Genomic DNA, 21,867 nt, shown 5'->3' with positions numbered 1-21,867 from the left:
TTCCAAGAAACAGGAGAAAAGTATATGAGATTCTTCAAGAAGACCTCTGCATTGGGGGGCTGATCGCCGCTTACGCAGTTCATTTTATCGGGAATCTAGCGCGGGGTCCTTAATTCCTTGGTCTCTCAATGATGTTACAAGCGCCTGCAAATTCAGAAAGCGACTGACATTTTTATCGATCAGTTTTTCTACTCGCGCGCCTTTTCCCGTTAGCACCAAAGCAAAATCACAGCCAAAACGTTTCGCGCATTCGTAATCACTATGATTATCGCCTACAAACAAAACCTCACTCGGGTGGAAGTGTAGGTTGGTACAAATATTTTCCAGCATCCCCGAGTTTGGTTTACGGCATGTACAGTTGTCCTGAGGGTGATGAGGACAATAGTGAATTTCTTTGATGCATCCCCCTGCATCCTTAACAAGGGTTTTCAAGTGCTCATGAATTCGAAGTAATGATTCTTCCGTCATTAAGCCTCGCGCTACAGCGGATTGATTGGTTGCGACACAAACCGTCAATCCAAGCTTACAGAGTTCTGCGATTGCCGAAATAGAGCCACAAATGGGGGACCATTCCTCAAGTGACTTAATGTAAGAGTCTGAGTCGTGATTTATCACCCCGTCTCTGTCGAGAATCACGCATTTGTATCGCATCATACAACCTGAAAATTTGACATCATGTAAGAATAATGAAAAGCAATACTAGGCATTCATTTGCATTTTGCGTGCTGGTCCAAAATAGTCCATATTCACAACACCAAATGTAATGATTAAAGGTGAAGCCTATCCTTGCTCATTTGACTTTGGTTCGCTCTCCAAGACCCAAAAGCCAATTGAACTAATTAATCAAAATCGCTTTATGATTAATGAATTGGGCTTTTATGGCTGATAGTAAACTACTTGAGCCCCTGAATTCTCGAACCTAAAAGGAACGTGAATCAACTCACTCAAAGCAGCCTTAACTTCGTTTCTACGCGAAGGCTCGACAAAAAGCAGCATAAATCCCCCCGCGCCAGCCCCCAACAACTTGCCACCAACCGCACCAGCAATTCGGGCGCGTTCATAAAGAGCATCAATCTGATCATTACTTACCTTTTCAGACAGGCCGCGCTTAAGTGTCCAGCCCAAATGTAGTAGCTCACCGAACTCTCTAATATCACGATTCTCACACAGTATTTCCAAGCCCTCATCAACCATCGTGCGCATCCGATGCAAATCGGCTTCTTTTTTTGAGATATTCTGAACTTGCGCTTTTGCGACTTCTGATGCGATTCTTGAAAATCCTGTGAAAAACAACATAAGATGATCGTTAAGAAGCTCTACCCTATCTCTCGAGCAGATGACTGGTTCAACTCGTATTCCACCATCTCGATCGAAATGAATAACATTCATTCCCCCAAAGGCCGCCGCAGTCTGGTCCTGTGACCCAACACTTTCAGCAAGAACCTCTTGTTCAATGCGTATTGCCTCTTTAGCCAGCCACTGTTTTGAAACTCTGATACCTTTGTAAGCTTTTAACGCATTTAATAGCCCCACAACAAACGAGGAACTCGATCCCAAGCCAGAGCGCGCCGGGAGATCTGCGTCACAGTGAATTTCCAATCCTTCATTTATTTCCATTTGAGAAATAACTGCGCGAACTGCAGGATGCTCAATAGAATCCGCAGTCAGTGCATTTTCTACACGAGAATAGGCAATTCGATATTTATGATCAAAAAATGGTGGCAGTTCCCTGCAAGTAATATAACAGTACTTGTCGAATGACGTACTAAGCACTGCTCCACCATTTTTAAGGTACCAACCGGGATAGTCTGTACCACCGCCAAAAAAAGAGATTCTAAATGGGGTTCTAGAGATAATCATAGATTCATCCTAATAATTAAGCAGTCCTCGGAGGACTTATTTGAGGTCCGCCATTTGTTCCAAAAAACGTATAAATTCAGCTATTTTCTTTACAAGAAAATCCGTTCTAGAGAAAACTAACGCGATTTCTCCCGCAGTAAGATGATTCTCAAGTTCTATAAACTTCACATCGATCTCGCAACACCGTTCACTAATTTCTGAGGGGTAATCAATGGATTTATGCTGAAATTTCCGACCAACAGCGTTAATGCTTATTTGACAATTGATGCCAAGCACGGTCTCAAGATCTGATATCAATTTGCAATTAATACCCGCATGAAAAACCAGCATTGCAGAATTTGAATGTAAAAACGCCCTTAAAGCCAAGTTCATATATCGGCAAATACAATCAAACCACTCTGCTATATTAGCCCCTGGAAACATCTTTGAAACAGAGTAGAGAATTTCACTTGGCTTCCTTAAGCAAAAGATCAGCGTAGCGTTGCGCTCTCTCCGAACAAACTCATCTATAAGCTCAATATCAGAACGCCCAGAGAAATCCCTCGCTGCGAGGGCAATCTTATCCCCTACATACTGAAACTGCCCCATTAACGCCGTTATCAGCTCATCTGGAGTACTAAAGCTTTCAATGACATCAGGTACGATCGCTCCTTTATACAGCTGCGGGAGTTCAGCCATTTTTCTAGCCAGAAACTGTTCTAAAAAATTATCCCCGCCGTAATCTCTAAATACCGTTATATCGTGTCTGAGCGCGTGCAAATTCAATTCATTAAAAATAAAAACATCGGGACTGGAGTTGAGTATATCCATCGTTATAGTTGTGCCAGATCGAGCGAAACCTATAATATGAAGCTTTCGTAAGCTCTGATTTCTCTCGAAATTTGAGCTCGTGGACAACGACGCCACACGAGACTGTCCAGTTGATGTCACGGCATTATGAACTCGCTCCTCTCGTAAAAGCCGGATCATTCCTTGAACTTGAGCTTCAGCAACTCTCAACTTTTTTTGGTAAATGGATGCTATCGCGCGCGCCTCTTTATGCTGCTCACGCTCGCTTGTCAGTCTTTTACGAAACTTTAAAATGGTTCTACGCTTGCTTTTTACTAAGCGACGCAGCTGATTGATTTCTGTTTTCTGGAGGTCAAGCTCTTTCTGACACTTCGCTCGCTCTTCTGCAATGGAAACCATCTTTTCATTGGCCTGATTCCGCTCTTGTAAAAGACATCTTTCGCGTTCTATTTGTTCGCGAGCCGCTTGTTCCATCTGCTCAATTTTTGCACGCAAGCCAAGAGCAATATTTGACAGTATCGAGTTCTCTTGCTCGAACTTAGTCCGTAACTGCTCATTTTGATGCGCATTCGCCTCAAGGCGGCGTGCATACTCATCGCGTTGAGCGTGAATTCTTCTTATCGGAGGAGCCAGCAATCCTACCCATTTAAACAGTGCGTTCATCAGATATTAATGCACATCTAAAAAGCGAGTAATCGTTTCAATCGTTGTGGGCAGCTCAACAAGTTGCTCTACTTTTTTTGTTGAGATTTCGTAGTGCACTGGTTTTGCATCCTCACCACCTGGAATCTCACGGTTCGCAAGCTTCATGACATGAGCAATGGAAATAACGCCTTTTGCTGTAAGGTTGACCACCTCATTATTAATGTCACTCTTAATGAGTTCCAATACACATCTCGCCGAGTCAAGCGTATTGATGAACTGAAACGTACTTTCTGGATTAACCCAAAGTTTCTCGCCATGTAGTACGTCATAAATGGCATTCTTTTTAAGCCCTTCACCCACAAAACCGCCCTGTCGCACAATTAGCCAGCGCTTAGAGGAATGGCGAACACATTGCTCAGCGAGATACTTATGAAATCCATAGGTGCTTTGCTTAGTCACATCGGGAATCGTATCTTCATGTGTCAGCTCGACATTCGAGCAGTCCGGATAGATATCACTCGTAGAAAGATACACATACTTGTTGAACTTGAAATCAATTAAACTCTTTCTTACGCTGAGAACGCTTTCTATAAACTCTTTTTCAGGATCTGTATTACCAAGAAACTTTTTCGAGTTTCCATTGGCATTGATTAATACATCACAAGACGTGCCAACAAATTTTTGATAGTTACCTCGAGAGATAACCTGAAATGGCAAGTTCAGTTCAGCCAAAAGTTTCGCATATGCAGACCCGACAAAGCCATTTCCACCCAGAATATAGTACATGTTGCTCCTCTCAAAAATAGGCATTTACTGTTCAGGATCTGATTCAAGAATCTGCTGCCGACAATGCCGGCAGCAACGAACTTGAACGCTCAATGACTCACAAACGCAAGCCATCCGATGCAGCTGCGTAATTTTTTTCAAACCATTTGATGGTTCTATCCAGCCCCTCACTCAATGGGGTGTCACAAGAAAGCCCTAGAGCGTTTAACCGTTTTACGTCAAAGATCTTTACCATCTGACCATTGGGTTTTGATGTATCCCATTCAATCGTTCCATCCCAGCCCATCTTCTCTTTGATGGTTTCCGCGAGATAACGTATAGAAGTTTCAGTTCCTGAAGAAATGTTAACCGGTTCGCTACTATCGTAGTTCTCGAGAAACCACGGAATCAGTTTTGCGACATCGCCGGCGTATGCGAAATCGCGGACAGGGCTACCATCCCCCCACATCGTAATTGACTTTTCGCCACGTTGTTTCGTCTCGAAATAACGACGCACCATCGCAGGCACCACATGCGACTCTTCAGTACGAAAATTATCGTACTCGCCATAAAGATTTCCTGGTATCAAAACGACAGAATTCAGACCATACTGTTGTCTATAGCTTTCCGAAGCAACGATTCCCATTTTTTTTGCAACTGAATACCCTGCACTCTCCTGTTGTGGATAACCATTCCACATTTGCGACTCATCGATAGGCGACGTCGCTTTCGCAGGATAACTGCACCCCCCCATCGTGTACACCAGCTTTTTCAGGCCGAACCTCGCCGCAGCCTCAAACATATTGGTCACGAACAAAGAGTTTTTGAAGAAAAAATCCGCTGGGTATTTTCTGTTAGCGCCTATACCTCCAGAGTAAGCGGCCAAGTGAACAACTATACCAGGGTTAGTATCGACCAACATTTTCTGGCAATCTGAAAAGTTGAGCAGATTATAGTCTTTCGACGACACCGAGACGACATTAGATTCACCATAACGCTCTTGTAGCGCACTTACAACGTGCCTTCCTAAGAACCCAGTAGCACCTGTACATAGAACTTTCTGATCTTTCATAAATCACCATCTAACTTGAACTTAGCAATGAACCTTCCGAACTGCACTGTCCAGGAAAGTTCGCACGCTACTGCTTTGCGACAACCATCTACTAGCTGTTGATACCCTGGCTTGGAAGCCAACGACGTAGCCGCCTCCACACCTTTCAGAAAGTTCGACTTCTCCCACCCATCCAAAACAATTCCGCAATTATATCGCTCGATCAACATCTTGCACTGAGGATGTGGAGCAGATACTACTGGAACGCCGTTTGCAATTGCTTGAAAAAACTTGTTAGGCGCAGCATTTAATAACGCGTGCCTTACAGGCATCCAAAACACGATGGAGAAAGTATACTCGGGTAAAATAGAGTCCAATCTTTTACCGGGAATTTGACCGAACCAACGTATACTATTAGAGCTCCCAAGCGCTGCCAAGGATTTCAAGTTGGATTTCAGTGCGGACTTAGAGGAAGCCGAGCCTTGCAAGTCTCCGTAAACATCTATTGGGTAAGGAGCAAGCTCCTGTTCAAAAATATATCGCCCCACTGACAATTCAATATCCAATGTCCCAGAATAGATTAGACGACCATTTCTCTTTTTTGAGTGCTCATCAAAATCACTGTTGGCAACGTTATAAAAGATGTGAATCTTATCGTATGGAATACCAAGAATCTGACAATCATGTACTGCGCGATTACGCTCTGGAAATAACCAAATTCCGACATTCTTTGCTTGATGCTTGAGACGCCGCAACCGCTGCTCTGGAAACTCACCAGCCAGAATAGGCTCTAAATCTTCAAGAGCAAGATGGATCACTATGCGTGGCTTATGTTTAAGTTGTTCGAAAATGTCAAACAAAATATAGTTTGTTATGATTAAGACTCGTGGCTTTTCTGCATTCACAATCTTGGCACATTCAGAAAGATACTCCTGCCTTCCCAGAAAAGAATATGGGTGACACGCGGTTGGCACCGTCTCAATAACAGTGTATCGTTCATCGGTCTTCAACACTGGCCTTTGTGGAACGAGCGGCTGAACCAATATAGAACGCCCTCCCGTGGTCTCGGACATGGATCGCGTAAAATCAAGTATTTGTGGGGATCCGTACCCAACAACAGTATCAGAAATGGTGACTACATTTTTTGACATCAAGCTTCCCCAAGTACACGAACTAGAGTTCTAGCCGAATGTAACGAAGCCCATCGAATCGAGGAAGTTTTTGCCTGTTTCTCATAGAGCGAGTACTTATTCAAAACCTCAAGTGTTGCAAGCGTGAAATCATCATCATTCACGTAGGTTGCCCCACAAAACGAGTCTGTAATTTCGTCGTTATTTTGGAGCTCGATGACAAAGAGCTCAATGTCGCTAAACTCTGACTTATCATACTCAACAGGTTTTCCATCGCCAAAGTCTACGTGCAAACTTAACTCGCAACCATGGGTAGCATTCGCCCGAATTAAACAGTACGACTCCAGCGCTCTCAAATCGACTGTCGAAGTTTGTAAAAAACGTTTTGCCAGTTCACAAGGCTCTCCTGTTGACTGCCTCGAAATATCAAGAAACACTCCCGGCTTAGGAAACTTTTGCACGACCTTAATGATAATGGGAGATGAATCGGTCCTTAAACCATTAAGCGTTAACTTTGCACGCTTTTCAGTTCCATCAAAACGATACAAAGTACGAACGTGAAATTTACTCACGCAATCCGAGAAATGCGAGTTACGCTCCTGGAGCAACTCTTGCGACATCCATGATTTATCTGCCGTTACAAATGGCACTCCAGCTACTCTAGCTTCGGCGTATACCCCCGAGCTTCTTGCGTAATAATTTCTTGCGTTATATGGAATCAGCAATATATCTGAATCACAAATAAGTTTATTATAAACATCGCTACCAAACGGCCCTTCAATTAAGTTGACTCTCGCACAATCCCAATGAGAAAGCTCTGATTTCGCAACCCTTGTTTCAGGTTCACCTAATTTGGTATTAAAGTTACTCTGGAAAACAAACGAAATACGCCTTGAAAATGAGTCAAGAGAAAACATGTCATCGACGAGCTTTGGCAAAAGCTGAAATCCTTTTTCATCTCTTGCATCACCGAGATAGGTAACCCTAATAACCCCATCAGCTCCATCAAGACTCTTTGTTCTTATTAAGCTCTCATCATGAGGGATTGGAAGCGTTTTGAAATCAAAGACGCCAAACCTATTGTACTGCTCTGTTAATGCATCAGTATCTGTGTAAAAGAAAGCGTTTGCCTCTCTCAGATCTTTTCTTGTGTGACTCAATACATGAGCCAACGTGAAATTCCTCTGCATCTCCTCAGAATAGGAGGGCTCTCGTTTCTCGAAAATGTTTCTTCTAAACAAAAAATGCCATGAAAATTTTTTATTTGTTGCCCGAATAAATTCGGCACATCCGAGTAATTCCGGGTTTCCTAGCGTTGGAATAAAAATAACATCGCCGTCATTCACGCATGTTACGGCCTCCATATTCCTAAGATCCGCTAAAAACGTATCCACATAATGTTGTCTACGCTTTGACACGCGCCGCAGCCCCACTAGAACCACGAAAATAAGAATAGGTGATAGAACTAGTGCAGCAAAAAGCAACGTAAATAATTTTAAAACCCTTTTAGTTCTTTCGTATAAGCGCCCAAAGAATGAAAGCTTTTTCTCGACTTTTAGAACAACAAATTCTAGGCGCGTCAAAACCCATGCAATTAAAATAGAAACAACCGAAATACTCCTTCCGGAAAAACCCGATGAGTAACGCTCCAATATCTCTCTTAACCCAAAGCCTTCCTTCAAAGCAATTACTGAAAAACCGATATCAGTGAACAAGAATGAGTATTTTAAACGCGAAGCAAAATTGCGAAGATGTTCTAGTATAAACCCACCTTTTACAACGGACCGTATCGACTCACTTCTAAAATTCTCCCAGAACGTGTACGTGAATACAGGCTTAATAGAATCGACATCTTCAATCACACCAATATCCGCCACCTTATTGGTTGCAAGTACGGTCTCAAACCCTTCCGCCTTTGCCGCCCTCAAGACTCTGGCAGCATACTCTAGATGGTGACCTCCTGAGTCTTTAATAGAATGGTCAATCAAGATAAACTTTTTCATTATACTCTTCCGAAACAACTTTAACCTTTGGCTCTTTCAACCACGAACTCGGAGAAACTAAATGCGCTCGTAAACGCCGGAGATATTGCATTCAAAACATGCACTGAGTCTTGAGTACTTTCAAGCATAAAATCCATCTCAAGCTTCCCAGTTCTTTTATTAATGAGTTGAGGACGGATCCCGCACTTTTCGGTTGGAACAAAATCCTCAAGAGTCAAAGACGGCACCAATTTTTGAGCAGCGGAAAGGAAGTTCCGTTTGAAGTATTTCCCCATCTCCAGATGCGCCAACTTTCTGAAGTTATTCTTGTCTTCCAAATACATTCTCGCAAGCCTGAAGCCAATCGTTGAAGCCTCAAAGAACTTGCTCCCGCGAAGAATGCCATAATTTTCCCTTCCGAGTGCAGGGATAGCCGTCGGACCAACATATACGTCACCACTCACCACTCTGGTTAGGTGAACACCGAGAAACGGTAGTGAAATATCTGGCACAGGATAAATATTTGACCTCACTAAATGATTAGCCTTGTCACTCAGCTTCCAATAGATGCCCTTAAAAGGCACCAATGCATAATCTTCTGCCAGCCCAAATGACTTGGCGACCTGGTCAGCATAAGCACCAGCACAGTTGATCAATCTACCGTAACTAAACTTTCCTTTGCTGGTTCGAATAACACCGTTCGTAATCTTTCGCTGAAACTCGCAATCAAATTCAAACACTACGCCTTGCGTCATCAGTTCATTACATAAATGCTTAAGCACTGCCTTACTATCAATTACAGCCGTGTCTTTGCAGAATATCGCAGCCCCCTCAGCAGCGGCGGGCTCCAATTGTTTCAACCGGTCTAATCCAATCCGTTCAGCGTGAATGCCATTTTCCCTTGCATTGGTCATTAAGCGTTCAACGATGGGTAACTGCTCATCACTGCTGGCAAGAATAACCTTTCCTGCTTGCTCAACCGCAATACTATTTTGCTGAGCATAAGCAATCATCCGTTTGGCGCCTTCTGCGCAAACCTTTGCTTTCAGGGTATCGGTTCCGTAATAAATACCGCAGTGCATCACGCCACTGTTTCTGCCACTCGCATGAAAACCCAGGCCAGATTCTTTCTCAATAATAAGAATGCGCGCGGTTGGCTGCCGGAATCTAAGTTCTCTGGCAACGCTGAGGCCGACTATGCCGGCCCCAACGATGATATAATCAAATGTGGAATTCATTGAGATGATCACACGTTCCCATACCGAGTATTTCTGATCATGCTATATCCCTTAATGAGCTCCTTTATACCAGAATCTAGTGAGTGTGCTGGTTTGTATCCGGTTCTTTCAATTTTTTCATTGGAGACAATATAATTTCTTTGGTCCGGGTCCTTTCCTACCGGAGCATCCAGGAAAACGAAGTCCGGAACATATTTATTAATTGTTTCGCATAGCTCACGCTTAGATACGTTTGCCTCGGACAATCCTACATTGTAGATTTGTCCTTTCATTGTCTCAAAATTCTTGATGCCATGCTGAAAGGCGCGACTGACGTCTCTTACATGAATATAATTGCGCTTGAAACTACTTTCAAAGAGCACAACAAAACGATCGTTTACGGCTCGGTATGTAAAGTCGTTGACAAGCAAGTCCAGACGCATCCTAGGCGACATACCAAAAACTGTTGCTAAGCGAAAGCTGATCGCATTCGGATGTTCCATTAATGCTTTCTCAATCTCGACTTTGTCTTTGGCATATTTTGATACGGGATTTAATGGAGACTCCTCAGTACAAAAATTATTTTTATCGCCAGAACCATATGCACTGTTTGTCGTTGGCATCAAAATCATCTGTTGACGACCAACATGCTTTAACATCATCAAAACTGCGTCGTGGTTAATTGTGGTTGCACCAACGGGATCTTTTTTGCAGATAGGCGCGCCAACCAATGCCGCCAATGGAATGACTACATCAGCTTTTGAAAGCTTTTGCTTCATCAACGACTCATCACGAATATCACCGCGAATGATGTCAAAATGCTCATTGGCACATACATGAGCAAGACTATTCTGCTCATACATGAAGTTGTCGATGACCGTTACTTTGTGCCCTAGAGAAAGCAGGTCCGGAACCATAATCGAACCGAGATAGCCCGCACCACCCGTCACAAGAATTTGAAGACTCATTTACTTACTCCCCTAAATTAGGTATTTTCAAAGAACATCTTTGTTTCAACCGCCTCACACATGGTGTGAGCGAGAACGATATGCAGCTCCTGGATGGTACTAGTTTTTGTACCAGGCACAATCAAGTTAAAGTCTGCAATTTCTGCGCACCGACCGCCATCACGACCAGTTAACAAAATGGACTTGACATTTTTTTCTTTGCACACGTTCAGTGCTTCTACAATGTTCTGAGACATACCAGAGGTGGTAATTGCCAAAAAAACGTCGTTTGGTTGCAGCTTCGCTTGTAACTGCCGAGAAAACACATACTGATATCCGTAATCATTACCAATAGCGGTTAAAATTGAGCTATCTGTCGTTAAAGCCTCGGACGGTAACGGGTTTCGGTCTCGAGCAAGCTTACTCACAAACTCGGCAGCAAGATGTTGAGAGTCCGCAGCCGACCCTCCATTTCCAGCGATATACAGCCGACCTCCTCGCTTATAACATTCGACAAGACACTCTGTCGCCGCGTTAAAGTTATCCAGCAACGTGCTGTCTTCCAAAATTGATTTCTTGGCGTGTATTGAATCTTGCACGTTCTGACTTAGCAACGACTTGTAGTTCAACATAACATTCTCCTACCTTTATTAATTCATTTCAAAAACAGAGATTGAGCCCTTTTAAAGTCGCTCGGAATACCGATATCAATAAAAAGGCCGTTTTGTATGGATACGCCGACCTTTCCCATTTGTGCTTGAGACACTAGTACGTCTCGCTCAAACGAGAACGGCCCGTTAAATTCGGCCGTGGCTTCCAGATAATAGCTACGCTTAAGCAAATATATGCCTGCATTTATTATGTCATCACCGTTAGTAGGTTCTGAAAATCTGCTTATTGACTGGTTTTCGCCCACACGGATACTACCGTAGCGATCGTTGGTCGTAACCGTGGTGGCCGCGACAACGATTGGATAACCATGCCTATTTGAAACCGATGCAAGCTTATCTGGCTCACAAGGAAACCATGTATCGCCATTCGCTACCAAAACCCACTCTTCATCATCAGACAATTCAACTAAGGTATGGCGAATAGCTCCTCCAGTCCCCAATGGAGTGGCCTCATGAACGATTCGCAAAATTGAACTGTGAGGGCTACACTGCGCGTATTGCTCAATCATATCGCCCAAGTAACCCACTGACAAAGTAATACTACTAAAACCTAGCTTGGCCCATCTCTCGATCAAATAGTCGATAAACGGTTTACCGGCAACTGGAGCTAATGGTTTAGGCTTGTCCGCTACGGCGGATCGCAGACGAGTACCTAGGCCTCCTGCCAGTATAATCAACGATTTCACGTCGGAATGTATCATCTTGATCTTACCTTCTCGTATTCCGCGATTACTTCGCCTATTTCACCAAAGCGTACCTGATTTCCATGGTCTAACAACAAACCCTTGTTGCAGAACTTTTTCAGCACACTCTCAGAATGCGAAGCAAGCACCAAAATTTTTGAGTTCTGCATAAAGGCGTTTAACCTTCTCTCTGCCTTATCCATGAATGATGCGTCACCCGTACCAATTACCTCATCCATCAAGAGTACATCGGCTTGCATGGCAGTCACCGTGCCAAACGCTAATCGAGTCAACATTCCTGATGAATAAATTCGAACTGGCATATCAAGAAACTCGCCAAGTTCGGTGAAACAGGCAATCTCTTCGAGATGCGAATTGATCTCAGCTCTAGGCATTCCTAACAACAATCCTCTACTGACAATATTCTCAATACCAGTAGCTTCGCTTTCCATCCCCAAATTCAAATTCAACGTCGAAACCACTCTTCCCGAAACTGAAACCGATCCGAAGGAAGGCTCAAATATTCCTGCCAAAACTCTTAACAACGTTGACTTACCCGCACCGTTGTGACCAATTAACGCAAGCCGATCGCCGTCGTTCAATTCGAAGTTAACATTATTCAATGCTCTAACAACCCGGACTGACTCTCCGCCGGAAACCATCCCTCCTGTAGCCGCACCAATAATTCTGTTCTTTAGTGAGCGACTGGATACTCCTACGATGGGGTAGTCAAGCGTTAAGTTTTTTACAATTATCTTCGCCATGATTCACACCCAGAAAGGAATTCTTGCGGATTTCGCTCTATATAGCCACGAAGCGGCGAACGCACTCAAAAACAAAACCAGAACCGAAGCAACCCACGTATCGAAAGCTACACTCTGCCCCAATAGTGGTGATCGAATTAAATCAACAAAGTAGCCATACGGGTTCAGGTGAATAATTAGACTTCCTTCTGGCAGCAATCGTGGAAACCAAAAAATAGGCGTAATAAAGAACACAATCTGAACTAAACTCTGAACTATTGGGGCAATATCTCTAAACCTTGCACCGACAATTGCCAAACACACGCCAATGAAAAACAAATTGCAAACAACCAATGCTAGACTCGGAAAAATCTGTAAAAGGTTCCAGCCGGGGAACATGTCGAAGTAAAACCAAATTCCAACAACAATTATAAGATTATGAGCAAAGATTATCGTTGCCCTGGAAAATGCTCTAGCTATCACAACAAGAGGGTTAAGCCTTATATCTTTAAAGTAGGCTGAACTATCTACAAAAATATTCGGCATCTCTGTAGTTAGGCCTGAAACAAAAGACCAAGCGATGTAACCAAACGACAAAAATGGCAAATACTCCTTTAGATCGGCATTGAATAGTTTGCTATAAACAAATCCGAGCGCCAAACAGAAAAGTGCCATACTTAAAGTAATCCAAAGTGGGCCGATCTTTGACCGCCTATATCGCAGCCGAATGTCTTGCCAAGACAAATAGCCCCACAAATGATATGACCTAATAGCCAGAGAAATATCTTTACTCAATTTGCTCACTTTAAACTTCCGAATCACGGCTAATTTTGTGCAAACACTCTTTCGCTTGAAACAAGCACATCAAGCTGTTCACCCATCTTGTCTTTATCGCTTACCAACAGCTCAACACCTATTGGTAAGTACCGCCTCCAATCCAAGTCGATACAAGAATAGGAAAGCGTGACCTCTTTCTCGGGACAATAGAAATTGGTGACCTTATAGTTAAACTCAGCGACCTCCGAAATCACCAAAAAGCCATGAGCAAACCCCTCTGGAATCCACATACGCTTTCTGTTGTCAGAAGTCAAAAGCTGACTTGTCCACCGTCCAAAGCTTGGTGAGCTTTGTCTAACGTCAACCACCACATCCAAAACCTCACCTCGAACAACGTGCACTAACTTTCCTTGCGCCATGGGAGGTAGCTGAAAATGAAATCCCCGAACTACCCCACGCTTGGAAACTGAGTAGTTATCCTGAACAAACTCAAGCTTTCGACCGATTACCCCCTCGAGTGTTTTTTGGTTGAAACTCTCAAAGAAACAGCCTCTTTCATCGTCAAAAACCTTCGGCTCATAAACGATAATTTCAGGAATATCCAGTTTAACAATGTTCATAAAAAGACTTTCTCGGTCAAAATCCTTTGCAAATAGCGTCCATATTGATTATTCATCAAAGGTTGCGCGAGTTGTTCTAACTCTTCAGCGCTTATCCAGCCATTTCGGTACGCAATTTCCTCCGGGCACGAGACTTTTAAGCCCTGCCGCCGTTCTATCGTTGCTATAAACTGACCCGCATCAAGTAAAGAATCATGAGTTCCTGTGTCCAACCACGCGCAACCTCTGCCCAATAACTCTACGCGCAGTTTTCCACGCTCAAGGTAAGTTCGATTCAGATCTGTTATTTCCAGCTCCCCCCGAGCAGATGGGTGCAAACTTTTTGCTATATCAATGACTTGCTGATCATAAAAATAAAGACCTGTTACCGCGTAATTTGACTTAGGTTTACGAGGCTTTTCCTCAATGCTTATAGCCCGATCATTTTTATCAAACTCTACAACGCCATAACGCTCCGGGTCATGAACATGGTATGCGAAAATCAAAGCCCCCTCTTTCTGGTCATTTGCTGTAGTTAATTGCTCTTGAAAGTTATGACCGTGAAAAATATTGTCGCCCAGTACCAGCGCCGACGGCGAATTTCCAATAAATTGCTCACCAATCAGGAATGCTTGTGCCAGCCCGTCAGGGGAATGCTGCACGGCGTAGGATAGATTAATCCCCCAGCTTCGACCATCACCCAATAACTGCTGAAAACGCGGAATGTCCTGATGTGTGGAAATAATCAGAATGTCGCGTATACCTGCAAGCATCAATGTGCTGAGCGGGTAATACACCATTGGTTTGTCGTAAACCGGTAGCAATTGTTTGCTAATGAATAAGGTGGATGGATGCAAGCGTGTAGCGGCCCCACCCGCAAGGATGATTCCTTTCCTTTTCATAGTCTCTCCACGCCGTTGACAATGATCTCATCGAGTACTCTGTCAACATTAAATTGCCAATTCGGCATCTGCAATTTGAATATGGTCTCCATTTTTTTTGTGAGCAACCTTGAGTTTTTTGGGCGGATAGCGAACGCCGAAAGTTCTTCTGTAGTAATGGGCATAACGGATTCAGGTTTTATCGCCAGCGCGACACCACGCGCCAGTGCGCCTTCAATGACATGACAGGCGTAGCCATGCCATGAAGTCTCGCCTCCTGCGACCAGGTGATATGTGCCCCAAGCATCGGTCAAACCATTTTCGGCGGACTGAATACAATGCGCGGTAACGTCTGCGATCAGTTCTGCACTGGTTGGTGCACCAAACTGGTCTGCAACCACCTTTAACTGCTCCCGCTCTGCAGCCAGTCTAAGCATGGTCTTGATAAAGTTTCCGCCCCTGGCAGCGAACACCCAGCTGGTTCGAAAGATAAAGTGTTCACAGCCAGCGGCACGAATTGCTTCTTCACCTGCGAGCTTGCTTTTGCCGTACACCGAAACAGGATTGACAGCATCAGTTTCAAGGTAGGTGCCAGGCTTGGTGCCGTCGTATACGTAATCCGTCGAATAGTGCACTAGCTTGGCGCCAATGCGTTTGGCTTGCTGCGCCAACACTTCTACCGACTCCGCGTTTACCTTAAACGCCGCTTCCTGATCGGATTCGGCTTTGTCGACTGCGGTATAGGCAGCGGCGTTAACGATCCAGTTGGGCTTGCAGTGACTAACCAGCTCGTGCAGTGATTCAGGAGCTAAAAAATTAGCCTGTTCACGGCCCATGGCGATGACTTCACCAAGTGGGCTCAACGTTCGTTGCAGTTCCCAGCCTACCTGGCCATTTTTACCGAGCAGCAAAATTCTCATTGGTACTGTTTCTCAAGCCAGTTGCGATACGCGCCACTGGTCACGTTTTTCACCCATCCCTGGTTATCCAGATACCACTGAACCGTTTTGCGAATTCCGGTTTCGAACGTCTCCGCCGGCTTCCAGCCCAGCTCTTTTTCGAGCTTTGTGACATCGATGGCGTAACGACGGTCGTGCCCGGGCCGATCTTTGACAAAGGTGATCTGGGTTTTATAGCTCTCGCCATCTATTCTTGGTTGTAATTCATCAAGCAAATGACAAAGTGTGTTCACTACCTCGATATTGGCTTTTTCATTCCAACCACCGACGTTGTAGGTCTCACCGAGTTTGCCCGCCTCGAGCACGCGACGAATGGCTGAGCAATGGTCTTTAACGTAGAGCCAGTCGCGAACTTGTTTGCCGTCACCATAAATCGGCAATGGTTTTCCCGCCAAGGCATTGTGGATACACAATGGAATCAACTTCTCCGGAAAATGGTAGGGACCATAGTTATTGGAGCAGTTGGTGGTGAGTACCGGGATGCCATAAGTATGATGATAAGCACGAACCAAATGATCTGATGCGGCTTTCGATGCGGAATAAGGACTATTTGGCTGGTATTGATTGGTTTCTTTGAAAGCGGGGTCATTGGCTTCAAGCGAACCGTAGACTTCATCGGTTGAAACATGAAGAAAACGGAATTCTTGCTTGTCCGCCTCGCTCAGACCATTCCAATAGGCGCGAACTGACTCCAGCAAACGGAATGTGCCGACGATATTGGTTTGGATGAAATCTTCAGGGCCATGAATGGATCGGTCAACATGGCTTTCCGCGGCAAAATTGATCACTGCTCGAGGCTGATATTTAGCTAACAATTCACCGACCAGTTTGCCATCGCCGATATCACCCTGAACAAAAATATGACGTGCGTCACCACTTAAACTCTCAAGATTGCTGAGATTACCTGCGTAGGTCAGTGCATCGAGATTGACGACAGGCTCATCATTGTTTGCCAGCCAATCCAATACAAAATTCGAACCAATAAACCCTGCACCGCCTGTTACTAGAATCATGGCTTTCCCACCAAATTTAATTAAGTACCTTTTGAGGTGACTGCCTAGATCAGGCGTATCAAGTGTTGGACGATCCTGTCCGAACTCTGACCATCCCATAGCTCGGGTTTAGCGCCCTGCGTTTCGGAGGCAAGAACCCGCCGAAAATGGCTGCGAATATTATCACAATCCGTACCGACAACCGTATTGGTGCCTTGCTCGACCGTTATCGGTCGCTCCGTGTTGTCTCTGAGCGTGAGGCACGATACGCCTGCAGCGGTAGTCTCTTCTTGCAAGCCCCCACTGTCGGTCAAAACCAGTTGGGCGTCCTTCCACAGGTTCAAAAAAGCCATATAGCTCTGTGGTTCAATCAGGTGAACGTATTCGCTGAACTTAAAGTCCATTCGGTTTAACGAGTTTCTGGTTCTCGGATGGACAGGGAAAACCAGCGGCAGCGTTTCGGCACACTCGTCCAAAACCTGACATACAGACTTCAGCAGCACCGGATTGTCGACGGTTGCTGGCCGATGCAGAGTGACGACGCCGTATTTACCCAGCTTCCGCTTCAGGGCTGTGGTTTCAAGCTTGTCTGCAACAGCGTCCAACCGCGCCATCTGGTAGTAGAGGTTGTCGACCATGACGTGACCGACGTGAAAGACGTTCTCTCTCGGTTTTCCCTCGGCCAACAAATTGGCCTCTCCCGAAGGTTCGGTGACAAAAAACCAATCCGAAATCGAGTCAGTAACAATGCGATTGACTTCTTCCGGCATGGACATATCACCGCTTCGTAGCCCAGCTTCCACATGGGCGACGCGTATACCCAGCTTTTTCGAGACGATGGAGCAAGCCAGCGTGGAGTTCACATCACCAACCACCAATAAGCAATCCGGCCTTTCAGCAACGCAGACTTTCTCAAACTCGACCATGATTTTGGCCGTCTGCACGGCGTGGGTGCCACCGCCACAACCGAGGTGAAAATCTGGTTCCGGGATGCCCAGCTCCTCAAAAAAGACTTGGCTCATGGCTTTGTCATAGTGCTGATCGGTATGAATGAGCTTGTACGAAAGCTCGTTTTGATGCTTTTGGATGGCCCGGATGATCGGGGCGATTTTCATAAAGTTGGGCCGCGCACCGGCGACCAAGTAAATCATTTTGGACGTTGAGGTCATTTTTTGAATCTTGAAGTTTGCTGAAACGTTAGGAAGCAGGAGCCCCCTCTCCCCAGCCCTCTCCCACAAGGGGCGAGGGAGAACTATTGTTGGCCCTGGCGGCCGTAAACATCATCCATTCGCACGATATCGTCCTCGCCGAGATAAGGTCCGGACTGAACCTCGATCATTTCCAGCATGACTTTGCCGGGGTTTTTCAGTCGGTGTGTGGCGCCGAGCGGAATGAACGTCGACTGGTTTTCGGTGACCAGAAATACCTCGTCGTTTCGGGTTACCTCAGCGGTCCCGGTTACCACTACCCAGTGCTCGGCACGATGAAAGTGCTTCTGTAACGACAAGGTCGCGCCGGGATTGACGCAGATGCGCTTGACCTGGAAGCGCTCGCCTTCATCGACACCTTCGTAGGAACCCCATGGGCGGTAAACCTTGCGGTGCAATGTCGCTTCATAGCGATTGGAGCCTTTCAGGCGCTCAACGATTTGCTTGACTGACTGGGCTTGATCTTTGTGAGCGACCAACACCGCATCCGGGGTAGCGACAGCGATGATATCTTTGACGCCAACCAGTGCCAGCAAGCGGCTTTCCGACCAGGCCAGGCAGTTTTCGCTGGCTTCCAGCATGACATCGCCTTTGCTGACATTGTTATGTTCATCGGCTGGGAATTGTTCAGCGATGGATGGCCATGCCCCCAAGTCCGACCAATCGGCGTCCATAGGCACCATGATGCCCCGGGTTGTCTTGCCAAGCTCAGCGAGATGTTCCATGACGGCGTAGTCAATGGAGTCGGATGGCGAGGCCGCGAACGCGGCTTCATCCAGGCGGGTGAAATCCAGATCCTGCTTGCCACTGTTCAATGCTTCTTTGGCGGCGTTCAGCATCGCGGGCTGCAAGGTTTCAACGGCTTTCAGCCAGACATCGGCCCGCACCAGGAACATACCGCTGTTCCAGTAATACCCGCCCTGTTGAAGAAAGGCCTCGGCTCGCTTGACATCAGGTTTCTCGACAAACTCGGCGATCGGCTGCGGCTTGCCGTCGTTCGAGTCGACTTTCAAGTAGCCGTAACCAGTGTGCGGGCAATCCGGAACAATTCCGAACATGACCACCTGGCCTTCCGAAGCAATGGGTATTGCTGTGGCAATGGCCTGATGGAATGCCGGCACGTTTTTCACCACATGATCGGCGGGCAAAATAAGCAGCAAGGTTTCGGCTGGCTTGTCGACGGCCAGCGCGGCAACGGTAGCTGCCGGCGCAGTATTGCGACCGCAGGGCTCCAGAATAATGCGGGCGGATTCCTGTAATTGCCGGCACTGCTCGGCAATCATGAAGCGGTGTTCCTGGTTGGCGATAATCAGCGCTGGCTGAACCGTGGCTGGCCACGATGCACCGCGCAACCGCACAATAGTCAGTTGCAGCAGGCTCTTCTCACCCAACAAGGGAATAAGCTGTTTCGGGTAAAGCTCGCGGGATAGTGGCCAAAGCCGGGTTCCGGCACCGCCAGAAAGAATTACAGGTTGCAGCTCCATTTGCGTCGCTCCGTCAGTCCCTGAAGGCAGGGCGCGACTATAACAAATTTGAATAGCGAAGTGGAAAGAAAGCTGACAGCAAAACCGGTAAAGCACCAAAAGAAAGGGCGCCGATTGGCGCCCTTCTCACCTGATTAGTCTCAAAGTGTCACGACATGGGCGTTTTTCGCCAGTGTCGCGGCACCAATGCCCTTGATGCGCAGCAAGTCTTCCAAGTTCTTGAATGGACCATTGGCCTTGCGGAAAGCGACGATGGCTTCGGCTTTCTTCAGGCCAATGCCTTTCATGGTTTTGGCGATTTGCTTGGCATCGGCGGTATTCAGGTTCACTTTCTCGGCTTGTTTTTGTTCCACGCTGGCCGGTGCGGTGCTTTCTTTGGCTTGGGCTGTCGAAACCATGGCTGAGCAAGCCAACAGAGACAAAACAACGGCACATACGGTGTTGATGAGTTTCATGATTCGTTCCTTTGAGTAAGAAGTCCGTTTCGCTGGTCTTTGAATCCTTGACCATCGAGGTTCGTGCATCAGTGCACGGCGCGCACTTTATGGCACAGCAAACCAAGGGAAAAGTACGACTTACATGGATTCAGCTTTTTCTCACAAAGGCCCAGGGAGTTTTCCCAGTGAGACGCCCATTGCTAATCGCCGAAAGCATTTGTTGCTTGCGATGACGAGCCAGATTTTGTCGACTCTGTGCGAATGAATTCGCACCTACGACTCATCAGCGAATTGAATTCGTATGCTTTCAGCGGGGAGGAGCATTCGCAGACTAAAGCACCACTGTAAGATGGATGCTGTTCGATGTGCTCGAGGGTAAAGATTGATGGATGGGGATTTTATTGGCTATTTAGCGGCGTGTTGCACAACATTTTCTTTTCTGCCTCAGGTCTTCCGGGCCTGGCAAACGCGAGATACCAAGGCGATTTCGCTTAGCATGTATTTGGTGTTCGTCACCGGTGTGGCGCTATGGCTGGTTTATGGGGTTCTGATCGGAAACTGGCCGATGATGGTCGCCAATGGGCTTACGCTTACCCTCGCCGGTTCAGTGCTGGTGATGAAGTTGCGGTATGGCTAGGGCTGTTTGGTAAAGCTGAAAGGACTCAGACAGTCCATTTGGTCATTGGCTTAAGACAGCCTTGTCCGGATGGATCCGGACCTACCCCACAAATGAATCGACCGGCGAACACCGGTTGGGTCAAATTTATTCGGACTCCATTCAATCACACCCAGTCCCGCGTCGAGAAAACAGTGCGTATGAATACGCACCTACAACTGCCACGTTCTCCGAGGTAGGTGCGAATTCATTCGCACCGTGCTAAAACCATTTCATTAATGCTTCAAAATTTCGGCAATGCGCTGACAGGCTTTGCCATCCCCATAAGGGTTCTGGGCTTTGCTCATCGCCTGATAACTCTCCGGATCATCAAGCAATTTCATTGCGGCATTGACGATGGTGTCGCGGTCGGTGCCAACCAACTTGACGGTGCCGGCATCGACTGCTTCTGGCCGTTCAGTAGTATCACGCATGACCAGCACCGGTTTGCCAAGGCTTGGCGCCTCTTCTTGAATGCCACCTGAATCGGTCAGGATTAAATAAGCCTTCTGCATCAGCGCGATAAATGGCAGGTAATCCTGTGGCGCGATCAGCATGACGTTAGGAGCATCACCGAGGATACGGCGCACCGGCTCCTGCACGTTGGGATTCAAGTGCACCGGGTAAACGATAATCACGTCGTCTCGTTCGGAAATGGCTTTCAATGCATGGCAAATATTCTCAAAGCCTTGCCCGAAATTCTCCCGACGATGTCCGGTAACCAGCACCAGTTTTTTATCGGTCGGCAGCGCTGGCAGGCTGGCATGAGCTTTGGCGCACAGTTCAGTATCGCCGCCAAGCTTTTTCACCACACGGAACAGCGCATCGATAACGGTGTTGCCGGTGACATGAATGTGCTTTTCATCAACGCCTTCGCGCAGCAAATTCTGTCTGGATGAGGGCGTTGGCGCAAAGTGCAAATCGGCGATGGCGCCTGTGACTTTGCGGTTCATTTCCTCCGGCCAAGGCGAATAGAGATTGCCGGTACGCAAACCCGCTTCAACGTGGCCGACAGGGATTTTCGCGTAGAACGCCGCCATCGTCGCAGCAAGCGTAGTCGTGGTGTCGCCGTGGACCAGAATCCGGTCTGGGCGCCACTGATTGAATACGTCTCTCAAACCAATCAAAACGGACGACGTAATATCAGTGAGATCCTGACCAGCCTTCATCAGGTTCAAATCAAAATCCGGCTGAATGTCGAACAGCTCCAGCACTTGATCCAACATCTGGCGATGCTGGGCAGTAACGCAGACTTTAACGTCGAATGCCGGGTCGGCTTTCAGTATATGCACCAGCGGCGCCATCTTGATTGCTTCTGGACGGGTGCCAAATACCAGCATGATCTTCATAAGTTTTTGTTCCTGATGCTTATAAGCCAAAAAGTGAAACGTG

22 protein-coding genes are annotated in these 21,867 nt (G+C 46.4%); 1 reads left to right on the top strand and 21 read right to left on the bottom strand.

Going from position 1 to position 21,867, the window contains the following annotated elements; all coding sequences use genetic code 11:
• Positions 1–84 precede the first annotated feature (84 nt).
• The 20 genes from gmhB to E2H98_RS17315 form a co-directional block, all read right to left on the bottom strand.
• Positions 85–651 (bottom strand): D-glycero-beta-D-manno-heptose 1,7-bisphosphate 7-phosphatase, encoded by a 567-nt coding sequence (gene gmhB, locus E2H98_RS17410; protein ID WP_198325333.1) that lies wholly within the window; start codon positions 649–651, stop codon positions 85–87.
• A gap of 225 nt (positions 652–876) precedes the next feature.
• A complete protein-coding gene (locus E2H98_RS17405) occupies positions 877–1,860 on the bottom strand; it encodes a GHMP family kinase ATP-binding protein (protein ID WP_133586977.1) in 984 nt (327 codons plus the stop codon).
• Positions 1,861–1,896: 36 nt separating this feature from the next.
• A complete protein-coding gene (locus E2H98_RS17400; RefSeq protein ID WP_133586976.1) occupies positions 1,897–3,312 on the bottom strand; it encodes a hypothetical protein in 1,416 nt (471 codons plus the stop codon).
• A gap of 6 nt (positions 3,313–3,318) precedes the next feature.
• On the bottom strand, positions 3,319–4,080 hold the full coding sequence (locus E2H98_RS17395; protein WP_133586975.1) for an NAD-dependent epimerase/dehydratase family protein: 762 nt from the start codon (positions 4,078–4,080) through the stop codon (positions 3,319–3,321).
• Between the two features lie 97 nt (positions 4,081–4,177).
• Positions 4,178–5,131 (bottom strand): GDP-L-fucose synthase family protein, encoded by a 954-nt coding sequence (locus tag E2H98_RS17390; protein ID WP_133586974.1) that lies wholly within the window; start codon positions 5,129–5,131, stop codon positions 4,178–4,180.
• Entirely contained in the window at positions 5,128–6,261 is a 1,134-nt protein-coding gene (locus tag E2H98_RS17385; RefSeq protein WP_133586973.1) for a hypothetical protein, read from the bottom strand. Before E2H98_RS17385 ends, E2H98_RS17390 begins: the two co-directional genes overlap by 4 nt.
• Positions 6,261–8,243 (bottom strand): hypothetical protein, encoded by a 1,983-nt coding sequence (locus E2H98_RS17380; protein WP_133586972.1) that lies wholly within the window; start codon positions 8,241–8,243, stop codon positions 6,261–6,263. The genes E2H98_RS17385 and E2H98_RS17380 overlap by 1 nt, the downstream gene beginning before the upstream one ends.
• A gap of 20 nt (positions 8,244–8,263) precedes the next feature.
• Positions 8,264–9,460: an L-2-hydroxyglutarate oxidase gene (lhgO, locus tag E2H98_RS17375; RefSeq protein WP_133586971.1), complete on the bottom strand. Its 1,197-nt coding sequence runs from the start codon at positions 9,458–9,460 to the stop codon at positions 8,264–8,266.
• Between the two features lie 8 nt (positions 9,461–9,468).
• Positions 9,469–10,407, bottom strand: coding sequence for an NAD-dependent epimerase/dehydratase family protein (locus tag E2H98_RS17370; RefSeq protein WP_133586970.1), 939 nt, complete (start codon positions 10,405–10,407; stop codon positions 9,469–9,471).
• 17 nt (positions 10,408–10,424) lie between these two features.
• Entirely contained in the window at positions 10,425–11,018 is a 594-nt protein-coding gene (locus E2H98_RS17365) for a D-sedoheptulose-7-phosphate isomerase (protein WP_133586969.1), read from the bottom strand.
• A 23-nt stretch (positions 11,019–11,041) separates the two neighbouring features.
• Positions 11,042–11,743: a sugar phosphate nucleotidyltransferase gene (locus tag E2H98_RS17360; RefSeq protein ID WP_157591440.1), complete on the bottom strand. Its 702-nt coding sequence runs from the start codon at positions 11,741–11,743 to the stop codon at positions 11,042–11,044.
• An 11-nt stretch (positions 11,744–11,754) separates the two neighbouring features.
• Positions 11,755–12,504 carry an ABC transporter ATP-binding protein gene (locus E2H98_RS17355; RefSeq protein WP_133586967.1) on the bottom strand — a complete coding sequence of 250 codons (750 nt, stop codon included), beginning with the start codon at positions 12,502–12,504 and terminating at the stop codon, positions 11,755–11,757.
• Between the two features lie 3 nt (positions 12,505–12,507).
• On the bottom strand, positions 12,508–13,287 hold the full coding sequence (locus E2H98_RS17350; protein ID WP_157591439.1) for an ABC transporter permease: 780 nt from the start codon (positions 13,285–13,287) through the stop codon (positions 12,508–12,510).
• A gap of 20 nt (positions 13,288–13,307) precedes the next feature.
• Positions 13,308–13,880, bottom strand: coding sequence for a dTDP-4-dehydrorhamnose 3,5-epimerase (gene rfbC / locus E2H98_RS17345; protein WP_133586965.1), 573 nt, complete (start codon positions 13,878–13,880; stop codon positions 13,308–13,310).
• Complete coding sequence (gene rfbA / locus E2H98_RS17340) at positions 13,877–14,761, bottom strand: glucose-1-phosphate thymidylyltransferase RfbA (protein WP_133586964.1); 885 nt, start codon at positions 14,759–14,761, stop codon at positions 13,877–13,879. The genes rfbC and rfbA overlap by 4 nt, the downstream gene beginning before the upstream one ends.
• Positions 14,758–15,660: a dTDP-4-dehydrorhamnose reductase gene (gene rfbD, locus E2H98_RS17335; protein WP_133586963.1), complete on the bottom strand. Its 903-nt coding sequence runs from the start codon at positions 15,658–15,660 to the stop codon at positions 14,758–14,760. Before rfbD ends, rfbA begins: the two co-directional genes overlap by 4 nt.
• Positions 15,657–16,712, bottom strand: a complete 1,056-nt coding sequence (gene rfbB / locus E2H98_RS17330) for a dTDP-glucose 4,6-dehydratase (RefSeq protein ID WP_133586962.1) — start codon at positions 16,710–16,712, stop codon at positions 15,657–15,659. Before rfbB ends, rfbD begins: the two co-directional genes overlap by 4 nt.
• A gap of 44 nt (positions 16,713–16,756) precedes the next feature.
• Positions 16,757–17,860, bottom strand: coding sequence for a non-hydrolyzing UDP-N-acetylglucosamine 2-epimerase (wecB, locus tag E2H98_RS17325; protein WP_133586961.1), 1,104 nt, complete (start codon positions 17,858–17,860; stop codon positions 16,757–16,759).
• Positions 17,861–17,943: 83 nt separating this feature from the next.
• Entirely contained in the window at positions 17,944–19,383 is a 1,440-nt protein-coding gene (locus E2H98_RS17320) for a mannose-1-phosphate guanylyltransferase/mannose-6-phosphate isomerase (RefSeq protein ID WP_133586960.1), read from the bottom strand.
• Positions 19,384–19,523: 140 nt separating this feature from the next.
• Positions 19,524–19,838, bottom strand: a complete 315-nt coding sequence (locus tag E2H98_RS17315; RefSeq protein WP_133586959.1) for a ComEA family DNA-binding protein — start codon at positions 19,836–19,838, stop codon at positions 19,524–19,526.
• Positions 19,839–20,205: 367 nt separating this feature from the next.
• Between E2H98_RS17315 and E2H98_RS17310 the strand changes: the two genes are divergently transcribed.
• On the top strand, positions 20,206–20,457 hold the full coding sequence (locus E2H98_RS17310; protein WP_198325167.1) for a SemiSWEET transporter: 252 nt from the start codon (positions 20,206–20,208) through the stop codon (positions 20,455–20,457).
• A 254-nt stretch (positions 20,458–20,711) separates the two neighbouring features.
• On the opposite strand, the gene wecB (E2H98_RS17305) is transcribed toward E2H98_RS17310, so the two are convergent.
• Complete coding sequence (wecB, locus tag E2H98_RS17305) at positions 20,712–21,824, bottom strand: non-hydrolyzing UDP-N-acetylglucosamine 2-epimerase (RefSeq protein WP_133586957.1); 1,113 nt, start codon at positions 21,822–21,824, stop codon at positions 20,712–20,714.
• Positions 21,825–21,867 lie beyond the last annotated feature (43 nt).

This window comes from Permianibacter aggregans (assembly GCF_009756665.1).
GTDB lineage: Bacteria > Pseudomonadota > Gammaproteobacteria > Enterobacterales > Permianibacteraceae > Permianibacter > Permianibacter aggregans.
Note: the sequence above shows the minus strand (reverse complement) of the source record. Positions and strands in the feature narration are given on the sequence as shown.

Excerpts from the sequence above, each read along its gene's own strand:
- E2H98_RS17400 (WP_133586976.1), bottom strand. The coding sequence starts at position 3,312 with ATGAACGCACTGTTTAAATGGGTAGGATTGCTGGCTCCTCCGATAAGA.
- E2H98_RS17370 (WP_133586970.1), bottom strand. The coding sequence starts at position 10,407 with ATGAGTCTTCAAATTCTTGTGACGGGTGGTGCGGGCTATCTCGGTTCG.
- E2H98_RS17385 (WP_133586973.1), bottom strand. The coding sequence starts at position 6,261 with ATGTCAAAAAATGTAGTCACCATTTCTGATACTGTTGTTGGGTACGGA.
- wecB (WP_133586957.1), bottom strand. The coding sequence starts at position 21,824 with ATGAAGATCATGCTGGTATTTGGCACCCGTCCAGAAGCAATCAAGATG.
- wecB (WP_133586961.1), bottom strand. The coding sequence starts at position 17,860 with ATGACCTCAACGTCCAAAATGATTTACTTGGTCGCCGGTGCGCGGCCC.
- rfbA (WP_133586964.1), bottom strand. The coding sequence starts at position 14,761 with ATGAAAAGGAAAGGAATCATCCTTGCGGGTGGGGCCGCTACACGCTTG.
- E2H98_RS17365 (WP_133586969.1), bottom strand. The coding sequence starts at position 11,018 with ATGTTGAACTACAAGTCGTTGCTAAGTCAGAACGTGCAAGATTCAATA.
- E2H98_RS17310 (WP_198325167.1), top strand. The coding sequence starts at position 20,206 with ATGGATGGGGATTTTATTGGCTATTTAGCGGCGTGTTGCACAACATTT.
- E2H98_RS17355 (WP_133586967.1), bottom strand. The coding sequence starts at position 12,504 with ATGGCGAAGATAATTGTAAAAAACTTAACGCTTGACTACCCCATCGTA.
- rfbC (WP_133586965.1), bottom strand. The coding sequence starts at position 13,880 with ATGAACATTGTTAAACTGGATATTCCTGAAATTATCGTTTATGAGCCG.
- E2H98_RS17380 (WP_133586972.1), bottom strand. The coding sequence starts at position 8,243 with ATGAAAAAGTTTATCTTGATTGACCATTCTATTAAAGACTCAGGAGGT.
- E2H98_RS17320 (WP_133586960.1), bottom strand. The coding sequence starts at position 19,383 with ATGGAGCTGCAACCTGTAATTCTTTCTGGCGGTGCCGGAACCCGGCTT.
- E2H98_RS17390 (WP_133586974.1), bottom strand. The coding sequence starts at position 5,131 with ATGAAAGATCAGAAAGTTCTATGTACAGGTGCTACTGGGTTCTTAGGA.
- rfbB (WP_133586962.1), bottom strand. The coding sequence starts at position 16,712 with ATGATTCTAGTAACAGGCGGTGCAGGGTTTATTGGTTCGAATTTTGTA.
- lhgO (WP_133586971.1), bottom strand. The coding sequence starts at position 9,460 with ATGAATTCCACATTTGATTATATCATCGTTGGGGCCGGCATAGTCGGC.
- rfbD (WP_133586963.1), bottom strand. The coding sequence starts at position 15,660 with ATGAGAATTTTGCTGCTCGGTAAAAATGGCCAGGTAGGCTGGGAACTG.
- E2H98_RS17315 (WP_133586959.1), bottom strand. The coding sequence starts at position 19,838 with ATGAAACTCATCAACACCGTATGTGCCGTTGTTTTGTCTCTGTTGGCT.
- E2H98_RS17405 (WP_133586977.1), bottom strand. The coding sequence starts at position 1,860 with ATGATTATCTCTAGAACCCCATTTAGAATCTCTTTTTTTGGCGGTGGT.
- E2H98_RS17395 (WP_133586975.1), bottom strand. The coding sequence starts at position 4,080 with ATGTACTATATTCTGGGTGGAAATGGCTTTGTCGGGTCTGCATATGCG.
- gmhB (WP_198325333.1), bottom strand. The coding sequence starts at position 651 with ATGCGATACAAATGCGTGATTCTCGACAGAGACGGGGTGATAAATCAC.